Below are 19,257 nucleotides of genomic sequence, written 5' to 3' on the forward strand. Positions count from 1 at the left end.
GAGTCCCCTTCGAGGATCCCAGTCAATACCTAGAGGCCTTATTTCAGCAGGAATTCGACCTTCGTGATACAGCAAAGGGTGAACGTCTCATAAAGAAAGCCAGATTCATGAACAATAAAGAGCTAGACAGTTTCCAATGGGGTGACCAAGTGAAATTCCCACCGCAGATCGACCGTGGAGACCTAGAGAGCTTGAGATTCATTTCGCGAAAAGAAAATGTCATTCTGACAGGCTCCCCCGGTACCGGCAAAACACATATCGCCACTGGGTTAGGACGGAACGCATGCCGAAAAGGATATGAGGTGCGTTTCTACCGCGTAGCAGATTTGGTGGATCAGTTGGAGAAAGCTTGGAGCGAGGGAAAATTACAATGGTTTAGAAACAAGTTTAAGAAAGTGGATCTCGTCATCTTGGACGAAATGGGTTATATTCCGTTTAGTAAAGATGGGGCTGAGCTACTGTTCCAGCTAGTTACGGACTGGTACGAGCAGAAGAGTCTTATCATTACTTCCAATCTAGAATTCAGCCAATGGAATCGCATCTTTGTCGATGCAAGACTGACAGCTGCATTGGTGGATCGTGTGATTCACCATGCTCATATACTAAGTTTTACCGGTGACAGTTATCGTGTTACACACGCTCTATCGAACTACCCATCATAAAAAATGGGCTGGCAAAGTTCTCGAATTTCTTTTGCATTATTATCAGATTTTCTCTTGCAAAATACATTAATCATCGAATCCCCCTTAAAATAGTTCTAACATTAGTTCCCTTTTATTCTGCTATGTGGCCCAATTGAAACGTAGTCCTTACTAAGCAATTGCGCACATCTATAAAAGATCATTAAATTTAAAACACATGTTAATCATTAGTAATTTTTAATATTTATAAGCTGTACATGTATAGCTACAAGAACTTCATCTGGTATATTTGTATGGAATTTCTTTACTTCAGGCCCAGTGCCTCTTCCATAACTACGTCCAATTGATGTATAACTTTCTTCTAGGAAACTATTGAAATTAGTAAACTGAGAGCAAAAAGAATAAATGCAAACAGTATCGTTAAGTACATTATTAACTCAAGTGAGGTAAGTTTTCTTTGTTTTTTAGTCTTTTCTAAATCCCTTAGATAAAAACCAGCACTTATAATAAGCAAGGCGCTAGCTACAACTCTTAAAATTTCCACTAGAAGATCCAATTATATAACCCCTCTTCCCCAAAGCATTTTTCCGTTAAATGGCCCTATTCTGGAATATCTTATTCGTTTATTGCGTACGATTGCTGATAGATACTATTTTACTGAGTCAACAATTTTTTTCGCATCTATCAATGACAAACCGTATTTCTCTCTCAATGATTTCACAGTCTTTACTTCCGTTGAACTTTTTAATATTTCTTTTGCTTCATTTTTCATATCGTCATATTCTCCAGTTTTCTTCAAAAGCCTAAGGTTTTCTTTTTTTAGAGCACTGTTTTGACTCATTAAACTGATACCCCAACCTAAGAGCAAAAGCATAATTAATATTGAGCTTATTTCTGACCACTGCATCTAAATGACCTCCCTATAATTTAATTTTATTTTATAATCTGGACCGATTCTAACTCAAACCTTGCGCGACAACCGCGCGCGAAGCAATAGAGGTGTCGAGCCTGCTAGCATTCACGCTTACATCCCCTCCTAATTAACTTTCTGCTACATTTTCATTATTATTTAGGTAATACGCTCAAACACTTTTATAAAGATGAATGGTAATGCTGTGGCTATTGAAACACCAATCATAGTGGAAGAAGCTACTAATAGTCTATATTTTTGTTTTGATATTTCCTTCCTCTTTAATGCAATATTTAGTGCCTTAATTATTGTACTAATCGTCATACAAATAATTATTATTGAATTAAGACTAACTAAAAATACCTCCATATTTTTCTCTCCAATCGTCAACACCTTTTATAAATAAACTATGTAGTTAAATAGCCGTTTTGTTGAAGAAAAATAATTCTATATTTTAAAATTACTTAGCCCTAATGTATCATAAGTTTCTGTGTTTTGAAGAAGATTTCCTAAAATAATCAAGTCTTTTTTTGTTACGTTATTGCTTCGATCTTGAATACTGGTTCTAAAACTTCCTTGTAGAAATGCGATGCCAACTAAGAGTGTGGTCGATTTCGTTTGACGACTTGAAGGTCTGGATAGATATGTCATATATTTACTTCCTAGTTTGTCAGAAATAACAGTTCGGAAAGATAAAAAGCCAAGTTCCATACTGATTTTTTCAGCAAGGAAATTGGCTTTGATTTCATTTTGAAGACGTCTCGAACGAGGATCACTTAAGCATTCATAAAGACATCTTCTAATGAACGTTCCTCCACTTTCATCTCATACAGATGAACATCCGATTGAATGATCTCTTTTGATACTTCTGGCAAATCTTCTTCTGAAGGCACCTGTAGGAGCGTATAATCTTTTTTAGCTTCCATAAAGATTATGTCTGTGTTCATTTTCTCGGACAGTTTTTGAATATCATTTTTCTGCAAAATCGGTTTTGTTCTAACGGAAATCGTAACGCCTGCAGCAATTCCCTCTTTTAATTGGCGTGGGGTGCCTAGTTTTTTAATCTCACCATCACTGAGAATGCCGACCCGATCACTGACTTTATCGATTTCATCTAAATTATGTGAGGTAAGAAAGACCGTTTTCCCTTCTTCCTTCAATTTTATCACTAAGTCTCGTATGTTAATTGTTGATTCTGGATCAATTCCTGATGTTGGCTCATCTAGAATAATTAAATCAGGATTTCCTAGTAACGCTTGTGCTATACAAATTTTCTTTTTCATACCAAAGGAATAGGACTTAATTTTTTTCTGTGCGGCGTCCTCTAAGCCTACTTCTTTCATTAATGTTTTCAACTCTGGCTTGCTACGCTTATCGCCAGCTAACTTACCCATGTAGCGTAAAAAGTTTAACCCTTTCATATTTTCATATAAATTAGAGACGTCTGGCATAACACCTATTCTTTTTTTGGCATGGTTGAGTTGGCTGTCTGAAATGCCCATTATCTTAAAAGAGCCTGCGCTTTTATTCGTTATACCTGTAATCGTATGAATGAAAGTAGATTTCCCAGCGCCATTATGACCCACAAAACCAAAAACCTCGCCTTGGTAGATTTCTAAGTTAATATCTTTTAACACTTCTGTTGTTCCATACTTTTTTGTTAAATGATTCACTTCAACTATACTCATATCTATAAATCCTTCCTTTGCATGATGAACACAGATATTAGTAGGTAGATCACTCCTATAATGATGGGAACGAACATCAATCCGATCGAACCTTCTAAATATCTATAAGGTAATAGGTATTTGAACGGGACTAAATACCATTTACTCGAGACAGCTGAAGCGAGCCCTAAAATCGGTAAGGCAATACCGAATAGAATACCCAAGAACATTGTTAATTTTGACTTTGTGAATACGGTGGAAACTAAAACGACGAAGCTAACAATGTAAAATAAAAATACGAAGGAATGAAAATAATCTTTCAAAAACCACGATCCAGAGATGATGAATATAACTGCAAATGATATCGTTATCGTAGCTACCCAAAATAACAATGTTCCTAAAAATTTACCTACCATGATTTGCATCCTCGACGTTTTCGTCACGAGTAAACGTATCGTTTTTAATTCGATTTCCTTGTTGATCAAATCATGAGACGTCGCAAAAACAAATAGAAATCCGAGTATTAATACGATGAGAGCGATCGCAGCAGTATATACTGTTCCTTCCTCACCACCGATTTTTACAATTTCTTGAATCAAACCTGGATTGCTATCAATGAACGTAGCTGATTGATAAGATACAAATGTAATAAATAATATAATTAGGATGGACCGCACACTTTTAAAAGAGTCAAGAAACTCTCTTGATAATATATGAATCATTCTTTGCTTTCTCCTTTTGTCATCTATTTACTTCAAGTCATGAGACGTCATTTTATCCAACTCTTGTTTCCTCTTTTTTTCGAGGGATTCTCTACCTGATATCCACTCTCCCAGTAAAATCGTTGTGCCTAAAATGGCAATAAACCAAAAGTCCCTTGAACCGACGTCCATTAATCCTGACAGAATAAGGTAAATTAGGAGTATGACATAGGCTACTGGTAGTAAACCTCCCCAAAAAACTTTATTTCTTGTTGAAAGGAAGTGTTGAAGAACTAGTATGAAAATCGCGAGTAAAATATTTAGAGACCAATGCATTGCTACCTCTCCTTTTCTTTTTTATATTTTTCAATAATCAATTTCGCTTCTTCCAAATTGATTCGATCATCAATCGATAGCTTTTTGATAAACTGAATAAATTCTTCATTTTCCGCAGCATCATTTAATTTTATTTTTTCTATTAACCGATCTAACTTAATCCTTACTGTCGGATAAGAAACCTCATAAACTTTTGCGATTTCTTTTAAAGAACCTGAGTTCATGACGAATTTTTTGATGAATTCCACATCCTCTTGATCCAAAGACAAGATCCAACTTGGAACATCTCTTATATCCATTTAATCACCTCATCTCATCTAATGTGTAAGTTTACTTTAACATTAAATTAAATAATATTAAAGTATTTTTCAATTTTATTTAAATATTATTTATATAGTGCTGAATTTTATTCCATAAAAAAGAAGCCTCTCAACAGTTTAGTAAACTAATGAGAGGCTTCGCTTTAACACTCAGCAAAAACGATACGGTCTTTTTTATTGATGTCTTGAATAATTTCCGGGCTAGCTTTGGAGCAGGTTTGTTGAATTAACATGCTTACTGCCTCGCCTTGTTGATAGCCGATTTCGAAGGCGAGCTGCTTTGGTTTTAGACGTTTCGATTGTGCAATGATTTGTTCATAAGCAAACAGTCCGTCATTTTCAGCAAATAATGCCATTTGTGGGTCGAAAATGACCGTATCGCTCAAGCTGTCTCGGTCTGATTGTGCGATGTATGGCGGGTTGGAGACAATGACGTCAATGTTGTGACCAGCCTCGATGACGGGTTCCAAAAAACTTCCTTGCAAAAACTCGATGTCCGCAGTGTGTGCCGTTGCATTTCGACGAGCAACTTGAAGGGCTTCATGCGATAAATCGGTTGCCAATACACGTAAGGTAGGCATTTCTTTTTTTAACGAGACCGCTATGATGCCGCTTCCTGTACCGATATCCACAACTGTTTCTGTTCCTGAAAGTTTTCCAAGCAAGTATTGGACTAATTCTTCGGTTTCCGGACGTGGAATGAGGACATTTTCATCGACGTAAAAGTCGCGTTCATAAAACGTCGCTGTATTGGTGAAATGTTCGAGTGGTTTTCCTGTTGCTGCATGGGTTTCAACCCAACCGACGAATGTTTCGTGCGTTTTCGTTTCCAGTTTTTCAAGGGCGTTCATAAATAACCCGCTCATTGTCGTATCCAGCAAATGACACAACATGAGGTCTGCCACGCGCTCTTCTCTATCATGTGACTGTAAAAAAGAAGAAGCCCATTTACGAGCTTCTTGAATCGTTGGTTGTTCCATGTATTTCACCGTTTCTATCAATTATTCCGTAACTTGATCAAGTTTCGATGTCTGTTCTTCAATCGTCAACGCTTCGATAATTTCGGAAAGTTTTCCTTCCATAATTTGATCGAGTTTATTGATCGTCAAGTTAATGCGGTGGTCCGTCACACGGTTTTGTGGATAGTTGTACGTACGGATTCGCTCAGAACGGTCACCTGTACCGACTGCTGATTTACGGTTTTCATCGTATTCTGCTTGTGCTTCTTGTTGGAATTTTTCATACACACGAGCACGCAAAACTTTCATCGCTTTTTCTTTGTTTTTGATCTGGGATTTTTCATCCTGACAAGATACGACTGTTCCAGTTGGTTCGTGGGTCAAACGGACAGCTGACATCGTCGTATTAACACTTTGCCCACCTGGTCCACTGGATGCGAACGTGTCGACACGAATATCTTTTTCATGGATATCTACTTCAACTTCTTCCGCTTCCGGAAGCACGGCGACGGTTGATGTAGACGTGTGAATCCGTCCACCCGATTCGGTCTCTGGGACACGTTGTACACGGTGTGCACCGTTTTCGTATTTCATTTGAGAGTATGCGCCTTTACCGGTAATCATAAAGATGATTTCTTTATAACCACCCATATCAGATTCATGGGCATCGATGATTTCGGTTTTCCAGTTACGAGCTTCCGCATAGCGTGCGTACATACGGTAAAGATTTCCAGCAAATAATGCCGCTTCTTCTCCGCCTGCTGCACCGCGAATTTCCATAATAACGTTTTTATCATCGTTCGGGTCTTTCGGAACGAGCAGTAATTTCATTTCTTGTTCGAGTGGTTCGATCTGTGGCTCGAGTTCGTTTAGTTCCTCTTGAGCCATCTCCATCACGTCTTCATCAGACTCTTCTTCGAGCATTGTTTTCGCTTCGTCTATTTGTTGCCGAATTTCTTTGTATTGACGAAATTTCTCAACGATTGGCTGTATGTCTGATTGCTCTTTTGAATAATCGCGTAATTTATTGGAATCATTGATGACTTCTGGGTCCATCAATTTTTCAGTCAATTGATTGTAACGGTCTTCGATATTTTGCAATTTATCGAACATATTCTGTTCACCTCTACTTTTTCCTTCATTATTATATTACAGTGGCGGGCTACCGTCAAAAATAGCAAGCACTAATTCACGGATAGTGCTTGCTATGTTATCTTATTGATTCATTTCTGATTTCGATACTTGATGTAAATGTGGGTGATTCGGCACTTCATGATGATGACGGCAGCGTGGCTCGTACGATTCAGAAGCGCCAACCATGATGACGGGATCGTCGTATGAAGCCGGCTCACCGTCGATCAATCGCTGTGTACGCGTTGCTGGTGACCCACACATCGGGCAAATCGCATGCAGTTTTGATACCATTTCACTGTTCGCCATCAATTGTGGCATCGGACCGAACGGCTCGCCTCTGAAATCTTGGTCAAGACCAGCAACAATGACACGAATGCCTCGATTCGCTAATCGCTGTGTCACTTGAACGATTTCTTCGTCAAAGAATTGGACCTCATCAATACCAATGATATCCAAATCATCCGTTACATTTTCTTCAATTTCTGAAGCTTGTCGGATCGGGTGGGCGATGATCGCGTTTCCGTTATGAGAGACGACCGAATCATCTTTATACCGATTGTCGATAGCTGGTTTAAATACGCGAATTTTTTGATTGCCATATGTCGCTCGTTTCACGCGTCGGATGAGTTCTTCTGATTTCCCAGAGAACATACTTCCGCAAATGACTTCCATCCAGCCTTTATGGTTCATTATATACATCATGGGAGGCACCTCTTTTTTCGTGGTTTATGTTAAAACATATTCATATATGTGTGTTAATCGTCAGTAATGCTTGCGGTATTTGTCAAAATGACATGAAAAATCATACCCGCAAATGGTCACTTATCATTCTACCGAATCCGAAGAGGAATAAAAAGGGTTAGTTTTTCCTAATTTTGATTTTGGGCAGTGGATTGTTTAGATAAAGGTAGATTCGCTTGGCTTTGATTAGATGAAGATTTTTTAAGTCGAGTTTGGTAGATCAGGTCTAACCGCTCGATGAGTGAGGGGCAACCGCTCGATAACGCGTTCTAACCGCTCGACAAACGGGGGGAAACCGCTCGATAATGCGTTCTAACCGCTCGACAAACGTGACGAACCGCTCGACGAAGCGCTCCAGCCGCTCGACAAACAGGGTGGAACCGCTCGATAAAACGTTCCAACCACTCGACAAACGTGACGAACCGCTCGACGAAGCGCTCCAGCCGCTCGACAAACGGGGTGGAACCGCTCGATAATCCGTTCCAAACGCTCGACAAACGGGGGGCAACCGCTCGATAAAGTGTTCCAAACGCTCGACAAACGGGGTGGAACCGCTCGACGAAGCGCTCCAGCCGCTCGACATAAAAAGAAAAAAGCTGACCGCGATCAGCCGCATCCCTTTGACAGGTGATTGGCTGAATTACGGTCAGCGTTTGTTTTCTCATCTTATTAGTTAAGATTGTATTTTTTCTTGAATCGGTCTACACGGCCACCGACTTTGTCAGCTTTTTGCTTACCAGTGTAGAAAGGATGTGACTCTGAGCTGATTTCAACTCGGATTAATGGGTACGTATTGCCGTCTTCCCATTCGATTGTTTCGTCAGAATTAAGAGTAGATCCAGACAAAAATTTGAAATCAGAACTTGTATCTAAGAATACAACTTTGCGGTATTCCGGATGAATATCCTTTTTCATGGTTAACCCTCCTTGCCCTGAATCCTGTGGAAACAGAGTTTTTTCAAAACAACGGTGTGCTTTGTCTTTTCATACAGAGTGATTATATCAACTGCATGTTCATAATGCAAGAAGTTTTTACTGTGCTAAGACTAGTTTTTCCCTTGCATTTCATCTTCCATTCGTTTGAAGAATTCATCGTTCGTTTTCGATTGTCTTAATCGCTTCATGAAGCGTTCGAGGAATCCATTTTGATCCTGCATCGTTTTCCGGATGGCCCACATTTTATCGAGTTGATCTTTCGGTAACAACAGCTCTTCTTTCCGTGTGCCGGAGCGCAATACATCGATTGCTGGGAAGATTCGACGCTCGGCCAAGCTTCGGTCGAGGTGAAGCTCCATGTTCCCCGTTCCTTTAAATTCTTCGTAAATGACATCGTCCATGCGTGATCCTGTATCGACTAAGGTCGTTGCCAAGATGGTCAAACTGCCGCCTTCTTCGATATTTCTCGCCGCACCGAAGAAACGTTTTGGACGGTGGAAGGACGCTGGGTCGATCCCTCCGGACAATGTTCTTCCACTTGGCGGGATGACGAGGTTGTAAGCACGCGCTAAACGCGTAATACTATCCATGAGAATTACGACATCTTGTTTATGCTCAACAAGTCGCATCGCTCGTTCTAACACAAGTTCGGAAACCTTAATATGGTTTTCCGGAACTTCATCGAACGTGGAACTGACAACGTCTACCTCATCAGCGACAGAGCGTTCGATATCCGTCACTTCTTCTGGACGCTCATCGATTAAAAGTATGATCAATTTGGAATGTGGATGATTTTTCGTAATCGCATTCGCCATTTCTTTTAATATCGTTGTTTTCCCCGCTTTTGGCGGGGCAACGATGAGGCCACGTTGACCAAAGCCGACGGGTGACATCATATCAACAATCCGAGTTGATAATACATTGCTCGTCGTTTCCAAGTTCATTTTCCGATCAGGATAAAGAGCGGTCAGGCCTGGAAAGTGGATTCGTTCTTTCGCGCTTTCCGGGTCGTCACCATTGACGGCGTCGACGTGTAGTAGGCCGAAATAACGCTCATTTTCTTTTGGTGGACGTGCTTTTCCGGAAACCAAGTCGCCATTTCTTAGGTCAAAACGACGGATTTGGGATGCGGAAATATAAATGTCTTCCGGACTCGGCGCATAGTTAATCGGACGCAAAAATCCGAAGCCTTCTGTCGGGATAATTTCTAAAATCCCATCAACGAATAGCTTGCCGTCTTTTTCAGCTTGCGCTTTTAAAATCGCAAAAATCAATTCTTTTTTGTTTAGTTTTGCATAGTAAGAAACGCCGAAATCACGTGCAAGGGCATAGAGGTCCTTGAGTGTTTTCGTTTCTAACTCTGCGATTGTCAATGTTTTTGACAAATCATTACACCACGCTTTTATTTTATATTATTTTTCATTCAAATTTATTTTGGAAATAAAGGGATGATCTCTTGGGTTGGGAAGAGAAAATCTTGGGGTAAAATTATGACTCTTCCATTGTATCGATTTTACTGTCAGATAGCAAGAAAGAGTCTGATTTTTTATTGGGATTTACTGTTAAAAAGACTGGCTAGGAAGTTCTAGCCAGCTTACGTTCTTTTATAATTCTAATGCTATGTTGCGGGTAAGGCTCCGGATTGTGATGAAAAGGCCGACTAATATGATCAGCGTTCCGGTTAGTGAGATGAAAAAGTGAGATTCCCAAAAATTATTGAAGTCTATTCCGTTTATTGTGATTACAAGAAACTCATTTTCCCAAAAGTAATCTAGTATTCCAAATAAAAACAATGAAATGATGATGGCAATCGTCCCTCCAAACCAACCAAGTCTGTAAAAGGATAACCCGATGGTCCATCCTATGAAAAAGATGGCCAGCGAAGAGAGGTAATAACCGACTGAAGCAAGGAGAAGGTTTTCACCGAAACCACCTAATTCAAGCGTGCCATTAATAGGCAGTTGAAATACGTTCTTTGCAACATATGCCAAACCGAGAAACACAAGTGCAATCAATAAAGAAAGAAATGTTGTTTTGATGGCAGCTGCGATGGTCCCTTTCAAGTAATTTTTACGAGTAACACCATGGAAAGCGAGCAACGTAAGATAAGGATAAACCGCCATGACTCCAAAGACTATCATGACGACAGAATAAGCATCAAATGCCGTGGTGAACACATCACCTGTCTCTACGCTAAAAATAACTTTTACGATTGTGACACCAATTTGTAATACGAGTAATACGGTTGCTACGATGAGTATCCATGTGGCGAAAAATCGTTGTAAATCATTCGTTACTAGTTTGCTCATCACTACGCTTCCCCTCCTGTCAAATGGATAAATAAATCTTGCAAAGACACATTGCCGATTTCAAGCTCTTGCTTCTTCGCTTTCTGACGCTCTTCTTCGCTTAATTCACCGTAGATTGTCACGGATTTCGTCGGGCCCAGTCGTTGTTCGTTCAGTACTTTTTTCCCAGAAACGAATTGATCGACAGCATTTGCTTCACCGATCACTGTCTGCCCTTTCAGTGTCATTGCTTCGTACTCATCGTGAAGCAGTAATTTCCCTTGGTGAATCATAACAATCTCATCGAACAAATAGTCCATTTCCGAGACGAGATGTGTTGATAGAATAAACATGCGTGGGTGTTCAGCTTGCTCATTTAAGACTTCATTGTAAAATTTCTTCCGCGTCGGTGCGTCCATTCCTGTGTAAACTTCATCAAATATTGTGATTGGCGCTCGACTTGCTAAGCCTAAAACGACTTGCAGGGCCGACCTCATTCCTTTCGACAATTCACTCATACTTTTTTTTGTTGATAAGTTAAATGTTTTGATTAACTCATCCGCATATATTCGGTCGAAATTCGGACGGAATGTTTCAGTCATATCAAGCATTTCTCTGACTTTCAATGATTGATCACGTTGGGAGTCTGATAGGAACATGACCTGTTGCATCCGTGATTGATTTTCAAAGATAGGCTCCCCATCCAAAGTGATTTCTCCTTGATCTGACTGCTTAAGCCCAGCAATTAAAGAGAGCAACGTTGTTTTCCCTGCGCCGTTTCGACCGATCAGTCCAACGATTTTATTTCCTTCGACATTAAAGTCAATTTCATTAATTACTTCATGCTTTTTAAATGACTTTGACACTCGCTTGATTTCTAATTTATGATTCATGTTCTTCACCTCTCTTAATCTTTTGAATTAACCTCAGCATTTCTTTTTCTTCAATCGCCAATTTTTCCGCTTCCTGAACCATCGGAACAACGTAATCATCCATAAAGGCATCGCGACGCTTCTGCACTAGCTTTGTTTTTGCACCCTCTGCCACAAACATTCCAACACCTCTTTTTTTAAATAAAATTCCTTCGTCGACGAGTTGATTCACTCCCTTTGCGACCGTCACATGGTTAATCTCATAAAACTGGACCAACTGATTGGTTGAAGGTGCTTGATCTCCTTCTTTTAACTGATCATTCACAATCTGATCTTCAATCCGTTCTCGTACTTGTTGGAAAATCGGCTTCCCTTCATCAAAATCTCTTCTCATCGTCTTCACCGCCTTATTGTGTGGCTTTGTTGATTTATCTTGTTTGTTCTGTTGTTTGTTGGTTATATAGTTTAGTATATGACCATAATACGTTTGAGAGTTGAGTTTGTCAACGAATTCTTAAAAAGTTGTGGGGTTTTCCATTTTAATAGTGAGGAATTACGGGGCATTGGAAGATTGTTTTGACGTGGTTACGCAGCTTTTTCGATGGCTGGGCGCCTCTTTTCGATGGCTGCTATTCATTTTCCGACGGCTTCGTTGCTTTTTTCGACGGCTAGCGCTCATTATTCGACGGCTTCGTTGATTTTTTCGACGGCTTCTGCTCATTATTCGATGGCTTCTGTTCGTTTTTCGACGGCTCCGTTGCTTTCTAGTTATTCGGCAGCATTCAAAGCCGACTACTGAAGCTCATTTTTCAACTTGCTTTTTATTGTGTTCAATTTAGATAAATAATTGAAATCCTCTGAATCAAAATTATAAGAAAGTTGGTATTGTCTGGATTTTGTATTGCCAGTAACTTTTGATGAAGCTTTGTTCAACATGTCTTTCGCTGTACTGCCGGATTTTAACGATGTGAAGTTTCGAAAATTTTGATTCGTAATGGTGGGACCAATCAGCAAGAAATAATCTTTCAACGTATTTTCATGAGCATCACGAGAACGGTAATCACATGTAACACATTGCCATCTAAGTCTGTACATTTTCATGCCAACCGTTCCGCATTTCATACAAATAACACCTTTCAAAATGTCCCCTTCACTGACTTTCATTGTTTTTAAAATATCTGGATTATAGGTCTGATGATGATAAGAAATGGTTTTAGTGAGGTTACTCATTTCATTTAACGTGAGTGTATCTTGTTGATATCTTTTGATTAGTTCACGAAACAGGGAAGGTAACCGCTGGAGGGAGATAACTTTTTCAGCATGATGATTATTAGTAGGATCGATTCGCAATCGTGTTTGAGAATTCGTCATGACAACATAATACTCAATCGGCAAATTACTGTAGCCTAGTTTTTCTAACCACATCGTGAGTTGATATGCTTGTTCTTCAGCTTGTAGAACAGGGTCGTCGAATACTCTTATTTGCTGATCCTTTTTCTGAATTACTTGATGAACCGTGTCATCGAACATTAGATCATCACTATAATATTTTGATTCAAGGATGAGTAGAAATTTAGGAGTGATAATTAAAAAATCTATTTGAAAGTAGGACGAGTGAAGATAAAGACGCGTGTTTTGTAAAACTTTGTGTGGAGTTGGGAATTTACTGAGTGGATAATATAATCTTGATTCGCCGTATAAACCAGCAAGTTCATTTTTGATCCTTTTTTCAACATGAGGGTAACGGCTGTGATTCAGAGGTAGACGGTGGTACAGAGCTTGTAACTTGAGGATGTGCGGGGGAATTGAGGACTTTTTATCAATAGACAAGTTTTATCTCTCCTTCTATGTAATTTTAATATTATTATAGCCTATAGCTTTTTGGTGACAAGCTTTTGATACTTCTGTTTTTGCGTAAGATTCAGCGGCTGAACATGGTTATTCGACGGCTGCAAGGCGGCTTTCGACGGCTCGATTTCATTTTTCGATGGCTAGGCGCGCTTTTTCGATGGCTCGACCCCACTTTTCGACGGCTTCACTCTGTTTTTCGACGGCTCGAGCTGACTTTTCGACGGCTCGATTTCATTTTTCGACGTCTACACTTCTTTTCAGCAGCTTGTCACGCGGGATCGGGTGAAAGACATCAAAAGGTCCATTTTTGCCTAAGCAAAAATGTTCCACTCAAGGCTTTAAATCAAAAAACCAACCGCCACAGCGGTTGGTTTCCTAATAAAAGTTTTACTCATCTGTCATGACGAGGTTTGGTTTTGTTGTTAGGCGGTGGGCACCGTCGACGAAACGGATGGTGCCTGATAGTGCACGCATGACTAGGGTTTGTGTGGTTGCGCGATCGCCTTTGAATTGTACACCTTTTAGCAGTTCACCGTCTGTAATGCCGGATGCTGCGAAGATGGCGTCGTCTCCTGAGACGAGGTCTTCCATTGTCAGTACGCGATTCGGGTCGTCGATGCCCATTTTTTTGCATCGTTCGACTTGTTCGTCGTTTTCTGGTTTCAAACGGCCTTGGATTTCTCCGCCGAGGCATTTTAAACCGACGGCAGCGAGGACTCCTTCTGGTGCGCCGCCTGTTCCGAATAGGATATCAACACCTGTATGGTCAAATGCTGTGTTAATTGCTCCGGCTACGTCGCCTTCTGGAATTAGTTTGATTCGTCCGCCGTTTTCGCGGATTTCATCAATGATGTGTTGGTGTCGAGGTCTGTTCAATACACAAGCGACGACATCTTGTATAGCTTTTCCTTTTGCTTCGGCAACAGCTTTCATGTTCTCTGTAACGGAGGCATTCAAGTCGATCTTCCCGACCGCTTCCGGACCGACAGCGATTTTTTCCATATACATGTCCGGCGCATGAAGCATATGTCCGCGGTCGGCAATCCCGACGACTGCGAATGCTCCCCAACTACCTGAGGCAACGATGTTCGTTCCTTCCACGGGGTCAACCGCGATATCTACATCCGGTCCACCTGTCATTCCAAGCTCCTCACCGATATAAAGCATCGGTGCTTCGTCTCTTTCGCCTTCACCAATCACAACTCGTCCATTCATTGGAATTGTATCAAATACCTTTCGCATGGCCTCCGTTGCTGCGTTGTCTGCTTCTTCTTTCTCGCCACGGCCCATCCAACGTGCAGAGGCCATTGCTGCAGCCTCGGTGACCCGAACGATTTCCATTGATAAACTTCTTTCCATATAGGTTCCTCCCCTTTTGGTGTTGCAATTCCCTCGTCTGTTTGTTTACAAGGTATTTATATATTTTGATAAAATTTCTGATCTTCTTCTGTCATCGATTCTTTCCAAACGACAGCGCCTAAATCAGATAATTTTTTCGTTATGTCATGGTAGCCTCGTTCGATATGTTCTAATCCGACAATTTCCGTAATGCCATCAGCCAACAAACCTGCGGCCACTAATGCAGCACCTGCACGTAAGTCGCTTGCTTTCACTTTCGCACCTTCTAATGGAGATGGTCCCGTAATAATGGCTGAGCTTCCTTCAATTTTGATGGAAGCATTCATCCGGCGCAGTTCGTCGATATGTTTAAAACGCGCGCTGTAAATCGTATCGGTCACAACACTCGTTCCTTCCGCTTGGGTTAATAATGTCGTAAGCGGCTGTTGCAGATCCGTCGGAAATCCTGGATAGACGAGCGTCTTGATATCACAAGAATGGAACGGTCGGTTTCCGCGGACAATCAGTCGTTCATCTTCCGCTTCAATTTCGACACCCATTTCACGTAGCTTCGCTGTTAACGACTCCAAGTGTGTCGGAATGACATTATCGATAATGACTTCCCCGCCCTTGGCTGCAGCCATAATCGTATAAGTACCCGCTTCAATTCGGTCTGGAATGATGGTATGCTTACATCCCTTCAATTCATCTGTTCCTTCAATGCGGATGACATCCGTTCCAACACCCTTGATGTTTGCGCCCATACTGTTCAGTAAAGTAGCGACATCAATGATTTCCGGCTCTTTCGCGGCGTTTTCGATAATTGTTTTCCCTTTGGCCCGGACAGCGGCAAGCATAATATTAATCGTTGCACCGACGCTGACGACGTCCAAGTAAATCTTCGCGCCGACCAATTCATCCGCCCGGAGATAAACCGCACCTTGCTCATTCGTCACCTTGGCACCGAGAGCTTCAAATCCCTTGATGTGCTGGTCAATCGGACGTGGACCTAAATTACATCCACCCGGTAAGCCGATGACTGCTTTTTTGAACCGACCGAGCATAGCACCCATAAAGTAATAAGACGCACGGAGTTTTTTCACCTTTCCATTCGGTAGTGGCATGTCGATCATATCTGTTGAGTCAATCGTCACATCTTCACCTGTTTGCGAAACGGTTCCACCAATGTCTTCAAGTAGCTCTTTCAATATTTGAATGTCTGAAATATCTGGAAGACCTTCAATCGTCACTTCGGATTCAGCTAAAATAGTAGCTGGCAAAAGAGCTACAGCGCTATTTTTCGCACCACTGACCCGTACAGTGCCGTTTAATTCGTGGCCTCCCTCGATGAGTAGTTTTTCCATTTGTGATACCCCTCTAAAATTATTCTAGTCCTTATTATGTGGACTCTTCACAAATTCATTCTTGATTTGCTTTTTCCCAGTCGGCCAAAAATTTCTCAATGCCTTGGTCGGTCAATGGATGTTTCACGAGTTGCTGAATCACTTTGAATGGAATCGTTGCAATATGTGCTCCATTGATTGCCGCTTCCGTCACGTGCATCGGATGTCTGACGCTTGCTGCAATAATTTGTGTGTCAATCGCGTGGCGGTCAAAAATCTCAGCAATTTCAGCAATTAAATTCATGCCGTTTTGTCCGATATCGTCCAATCTGCCAAGGAAAGGAGATACGTATGTCGCACCTGCTCTTGCTGCAAGCAATGCTTGGTTGGCGGAAAAAACAAGTGTGACGTTTGTTGTGACACCCTTGTCCGTAAGTTGCTTACAAGCTTTCAATCCTTCAAGTGTCATTGGTACTTTAATCGTAATATTCGGTGCGATTTTAATGAGTTCTTCTGCTTCTTTCATCATTCCGTCAACATCTTCGGAAACAACTTCCGCACTTACCGAACCTTTTGTCACTTCTTGAGTGATTTCTTTTAAACGATCGTGAAAAGAAACGTTTTCTTTTGCGACAAGTGATGGGTTTGTTGTTACGCCCGCTAAAACACCTAACGCATTTGCTTCTTTGATTTCATCAATATTTGCTGTATCAATAAAAAATTTCATTTGTAATTAGCTCCTTCTTTTCAGTTATTTTCTGAGAGGTTTTTGATTCCATGACGAAAAGGCCAACCCAATTATGGATCAGCCTTCTTCTGTAGAGACACTCTTACTGTGTTTTTTTAATGATTTATTTATATCCATTTGCAACAGTTCAAGCATGGAAACTAACGGCACAGCAGATTTCCTCCTACTTGCATGGACTTTGACGAGATTTTCGTCATTTGACGAACACTCGAGTGAGTTTAAACGTAATCGGCAACAACCGAGTGTTACACTTTGCATCAACTGAAAAATGTTCATGCACAATCTATTTATAGAATACCAAACTATGCATTAGCTTCGCAACTTCATCTGTCCATTATTCAGAGATATTTACGAAATCATATAAATTTTGTTCAACGATTTGTATGATATCTAGAATGTTAAACGGTTTTTCAACAATTTCTACAATTGCGTCTGAATGGATTTTATCATGCATTTCTTCTTTATCGGCTCCTGACATCAGAATCACAGGAATTCTAAAGCCTTCTTCCTGAATGACATGAGCGAATTGATCGCCTTTCATTTCAGGAATTCGATAATCCACTAAAATTAAAGCTGGATTTTTTTCGTTGATCGCCATTTTGGCATCAAACGGATTAGCATAAGTGAAAACATTGTAACCTGTTCGTTCGAAAACTTCTTTGAGCATCATTCTTATGCCCTTTTCATCGTCAATGATGAATAAGGTCGTGTTTTTCATCCCATCACCCTTCTCCGTTCCAACCATCCATATTCAGCTTAGATGAAATGGAAGAAAAACACAATACATTCATAAGAAATTTTAACCTATTTTGGGATTGCTAGGTTTATTTCTGCAATTTCATACAAGCATCGACAAAATTCTTGAATAAAGGCTGTGGTCGTGTTGGGCGTGATTTGAATTCTGGATGGAATTGGGATGCCACAAACCAAGGATGATCTTTCAATTCCACGATTTCCACTAAATGATGATCTGGGCTTTGACCGGAAAAAATCAAGCCTTGCTCTTCCATTTGCTCTCGGTATTCGTTGTTGAACTCAAAACGGTGACGGTGACGTTCGTAAATGATTTCTTGTTGGTCATATGCCTCGTATGCTTTTGTATCTTCCAACAGTCTACATGCATAGACACCTAAACGAAGCGTTCCACCTAAGTCTTCAATATTCTTTTGTTCCGGCAACAAATCAATGACTGGGTAAGGCGTTTCTGGATCGATCTCTGCTGAGTGTGCATCTTTCAGTCCTAGAACATTCCGCGCAAACTCGACCGTTGCCAACTGCATACCTAAACAAATACCTAAGAAAGGAATTTCGTTTTCTCTCGCATAACGGATCGCTTCTATTTTACCTTCGATACCACGGTCACCAAATCCACCAGGAACAATGATTCCAGATACGTCACTGAATTGTTCAGCTGCATTTTCTGCCGTCAACTTAGCGGAATCAATCCATTTGACTTTGACATCCGCATCAGCAGGATAACCGGCGTGCTTCAATGCTTCAACGACAGAAATATAAGCATCTGGCAAAGCGACGTATTTTCCGACTAAGCCGATTGTTACGGTTTTGGAAAGATTGGTCACCCGATGAATGAGCTCTTCCCATTCGGTCATATCCGCTTCAGGGCAATCCAAGCCGAAATGCTCACAAGTAAGCTGATCGAGCCCTTGCTTTTTCATTTCCAACGCGACTTCATAAAGCACTTCCTGGTTATGTGCTTCAATAACCGCTTCTTCTTTAATATCACAGAATAATGCTATTTTTTGTTTCATGCCTTCACTAATATCTTTTTCGGTACGAAGCACGATAATATCCGGTTGGATACCGAGTGAACGCAATTCTTTGACGGAGTGCTGTGTCGGCTTAGTTTTCAACTCGCCTGCAGCTTCCAAATAAGGAACGAGCGTACAATGAATGTACATGACGTTATCGCGTCCGAGGTCGCTTTTCAGCTGACGGATCGCTTCAAGAAACGGCAAGCTTTCGATATCTCCTACCGTACCGCCAATTTCAGTAATCACAACATCGGCGCTTGTTTCCTTGCCCGCTTTGTAGACACGGTCTTTGATTTCATTCGTTATGTGTGGAATCACTTGTACCGTACCGCCTAAATATTCACCTCGACGCTCTTTCCGAATGACCGAAGAATAAACTTTCCCCGTTGTAATGTTGCTGTATTTATTTAAATTAATATCGATGAACCGTTCATAGTGTCCAAGGTCCAAATCCGTTTCAGCACCATCTTCTGTGACAAAAACTTCACCGTGCTGGTATGGACTCATCGTCCCTGGGTCCACATTCAAATACGGATCGAATTTCTGAATCGTTACACTCAAACCTCGGTTCTTTAGCAAACGCCCTAAAGAAGCTGCTGTAATTCCTTTTCCAAGCGATGAAACAACCCCGCCTGTTACAAAGATATACTTCGTCATGTTTGTTCCTCTCTTTCTGTTATTGCCATTTATTTTGAATAAA

23 protein-coding genes are annotated in these 19,257 nt (G+C 40.8%); 1 reads left to right on the forward strand and 22 read right to left on the reverse strand.

Annotation, left to right across the window (positions count from 1 at the left end; translation table 11 throughout):
• Positions 1–662: IS21-like element helper ATPase IstB (istB, locus tag KQ486_RS01775; RefSeq protein ID WP_246569090.1), on the forward strand; the 662-nt coding region annotated here is incomplete at its 5' end.
• Positions 663–1,290: 628 nt separating this feature from the next.
• Here istB and KQ486_RS01780 read toward each other — a convergent pair.
• The 22 genes from KQ486_RS01780 to pyrG all read right to left on the reverse strand — a co-directional run bounded on the left by KQ486_RS01780 (position 1,291) and on the right by pyrG (position 19,214).
• A complete protein-coding gene (locus KQ486_RS01780; RefSeq protein ID WP_144161487.1) occupies positions 1,291–1,548 on the reverse strand; it encodes a hypothetical protein in 258 nt (85 codons plus the stop codon).
• Between the two features lie 162 nt (positions 1,549–1,710).
• Positions 1,711–1,920, reverse strand: a complete 210-nt coding sequence (locus tag KQ486_RS01785; RefSeq protein ID WP_216686602.1) for a hypothetical protein — start codon at positions 1,918–1,920, stop codon at positions 1,711–1,713.
• 78 nt (positions 1,921–1,998) lie between these two features.
• Complete coding sequence (locus tag KQ486_RS01790; protein ID WP_216686603.1) at positions 1,999–2,202, reverse strand: hypothetical protein; 204 nt, start codon at positions 2,200–2,202, stop codon at positions 1,999–2,001.
• Positions 2,203–2,327: 125 nt separating this feature from the next.
• Positions 2,328–3,239, reverse strand: coding sequence for an ABC transporter ATP-binding protein (locus KQ486_RS01795; RefSeq protein WP_216686604.1), 912 nt, complete (start codon positions 3,237–3,239; stop codon positions 2,328–2,330).
• 2 nt (positions 3,240–3,241) lie between these two features.
• Positions 3,242–3,940 carry an ABC transporter permease gene (locus KQ486_RS01800; RefSeq protein WP_216686605.1) on the reverse strand — a complete coding sequence of 233 codons (699 nt, stop codon included), beginning with the start codon at positions 3,938–3,940 and terminating at the stop codon, positions 3,242–3,244.
• Positions 3,941–3,967: 27 nt separating this feature from the next.
• Positions 3,968–4,255 (reverse strand): hypothetical protein, encoded by a 288-nt coding sequence (locus KQ486_RS01805; protein WP_216686606.1) that lies wholly within the window; start codon positions 4,253–4,255, stop codon positions 3,968–3,970.
• A gap of 2 nt (positions 4,256–4,257) precedes the next feature.
• The gene (locus KQ486_RS01810; RefSeq protein ID WP_144089044.1) at positions 4,258–4,554 is read right to left on the reverse strand and encodes a DUF2089 family protein; all 297 of its coding nucleotides are present in this window, start codon (positions 4,552–4,554) and stop codon (positions 4,258–4,260) included.
• Between the two features lie 164 nt (positions 4,555–4,718).
• On the reverse strand, positions 4,719–5,555 hold the full coding sequence (gene prmC, locus KQ486_RS01815) for a peptide chain release factor N(5)-glutamine methyltransferase (RefSeq protein ID WP_144161472.1): 837 nt from the start codon (positions 5,553–5,555) through the stop codon (positions 4,719–4,721).
• Between the two features lie 21 nt (positions 5,556–5,576).
• A complete protein-coding gene (gene prfA / locus KQ486_RS01820) occupies positions 5,577–6,647 on the reverse strand; it encodes a peptide chain release factor 1 (protein ID WP_144161469.1) in 1,071 nt (356 codons plus the stop codon).
• A 102-nt stretch (positions 6,648–6,749) separates the two neighbouring features.
• Positions 6,750–7,367: a thymidine kinase gene (locus tag KQ486_RS01825; protein ID WP_144161599.1), complete on the reverse strand. Its 618-nt coding sequence runs from the start codon at positions 7,365–7,367 to the stop codon at positions 6,750–6,752.
• Between the two features lie 311 nt (positions 7,368–7,678).
• Positions 7,679–8,074, reverse strand: a complete 396-nt coding sequence (locus tag KQ486_RS01830) for a hypothetical protein (protein ID WP_216686607.1) — start codon at positions 8,072–8,074, stop codon at positions 7,679–7,681.
• 4 nt (positions 8,075–8,078) lie between these two features.
• Positions 8,079–8,324 carry a type B 50S ribosomal protein L31 gene (locus tag KQ486_RS01835; protein WP_144089048.1) on the reverse strand — a complete coding sequence of 82 codons (246 nt, stop codon included), beginning with the start codon at positions 8,322–8,324 and terminating at the stop codon, positions 8,079–8,081.
• A 131-nt stretch (positions 8,325–8,455) separates the two neighbouring features.
• Entirely contained in the window at positions 8,456–9,730 is a 1,275-nt protein-coding gene (gene rho / locus KQ486_RS01840; protein ID WP_144089049.1) for a transcription termination factor Rho, read from the reverse strand.
• Positions 9,731–9,949: 219 nt separating this feature from the next.
• On the reverse strand, positions 9,950–10,654 hold the full coding sequence (locus KQ486_RS01845; protein WP_144089050.1) for a hypothetical protein: 705 nt from the start codon (positions 10,652–10,654) through the stop codon (positions 9,950–9,952).
• Between the two features lie 2 nt (positions 10,655–10,656).
• Positions 10,657–11,526, reverse strand: coding sequence for an ATP-binding cassette domain-containing protein (locus KQ486_RS01850; RefSeq protein WP_216686608.1), 870 nt, complete (start codon positions 11,524–11,526; stop codon positions 10,657–10,659).
• Entirely contained in the window at positions 11,516–11,899 is a 384-nt protein-coding gene (locus KQ486_RS01855; RefSeq protein ID WP_216686609.1) for a GntR family transcriptional regulator, read from the reverse strand. The genes KQ486_RS01850 and KQ486_RS01855 overlap by 11 nt, the downstream gene beginning before the upstream one ends.
• 398 nt (positions 11,900–12,297) lie before the next feature.
• The gene (locus KQ486_RS01860) at positions 12,298–13,335 is read right to left on the reverse strand and encodes a nuclease-related domain-containing protein (protein ID WP_216686610.1); all 1,038 of its coding nucleotides are present in this window, start codon (positions 13,333–13,335) and stop codon (positions 12,298–12,300) included.
• A gap of 408 nt (positions 13,336–13,743) precedes the next feature.
• Positions 13,744–14,715, reverse strand: a complete 972-nt coding sequence (gene glpX / locus KQ486_RS01865) for a class II fructose-bisphosphatase (protein ID WP_144161457.1) — start codon at positions 14,713–14,715, stop codon at positions 13,744–13,746.
• 56 nt (positions 14,716–14,771) lie between these two features.
• A complete protein-coding gene (murA, locus tag KQ486_RS01870; RefSeq protein ID WP_216686611.1) occupies positions 14,772–16,058 on the reverse strand; it encodes a UDP-N-acetylglucosamine 1-carboxyvinyltransferase in 1,287 nt (428 codons plus the stop codon).
• A 55-nt stretch (positions 16,059–16,113) separates the two neighbouring features.
• On the reverse strand, positions 16,114–16,764 hold the full coding sequence (gene fsa / locus KQ486_RS01875; protein WP_216686612.1) for a fructose-6-phosphate aldolase: 651 nt from the start codon (positions 16,762–16,764) through the stop codon (positions 16,114–16,116).
• A gap of 355 nt (positions 16,765–17,119) precedes the next feature.
• Positions 17,120–17,503, reverse strand: a complete 384-nt coding sequence (locus KQ486_RS01880; RefSeq protein ID WP_186278552.1) for a response regulator — start codon at positions 17,501–17,503, stop codon at positions 17,120–17,122.
• 106 nt (positions 17,504–17,609) lie between these two features.
• Entirely contained in the window at positions 17,610–19,214 is a 1,605-nt protein-coding gene (gene pyrG / locus KQ486_RS01885; protein WP_216686613.1) for a CTP synthase, read from the reverse strand.
• Between the last annotated feature and the right edge of the window lie 43 nt (positions 19,215–19,257).

Source organism: Allobacillus halotolerans, assembly GCF_018967645.1.
Classification (GTDB): Bacteria; Bacillota; Bacilli; order Bacillales; family Alkalibacillaceae; genus Allobacillus; species Allobacillus halotolerans.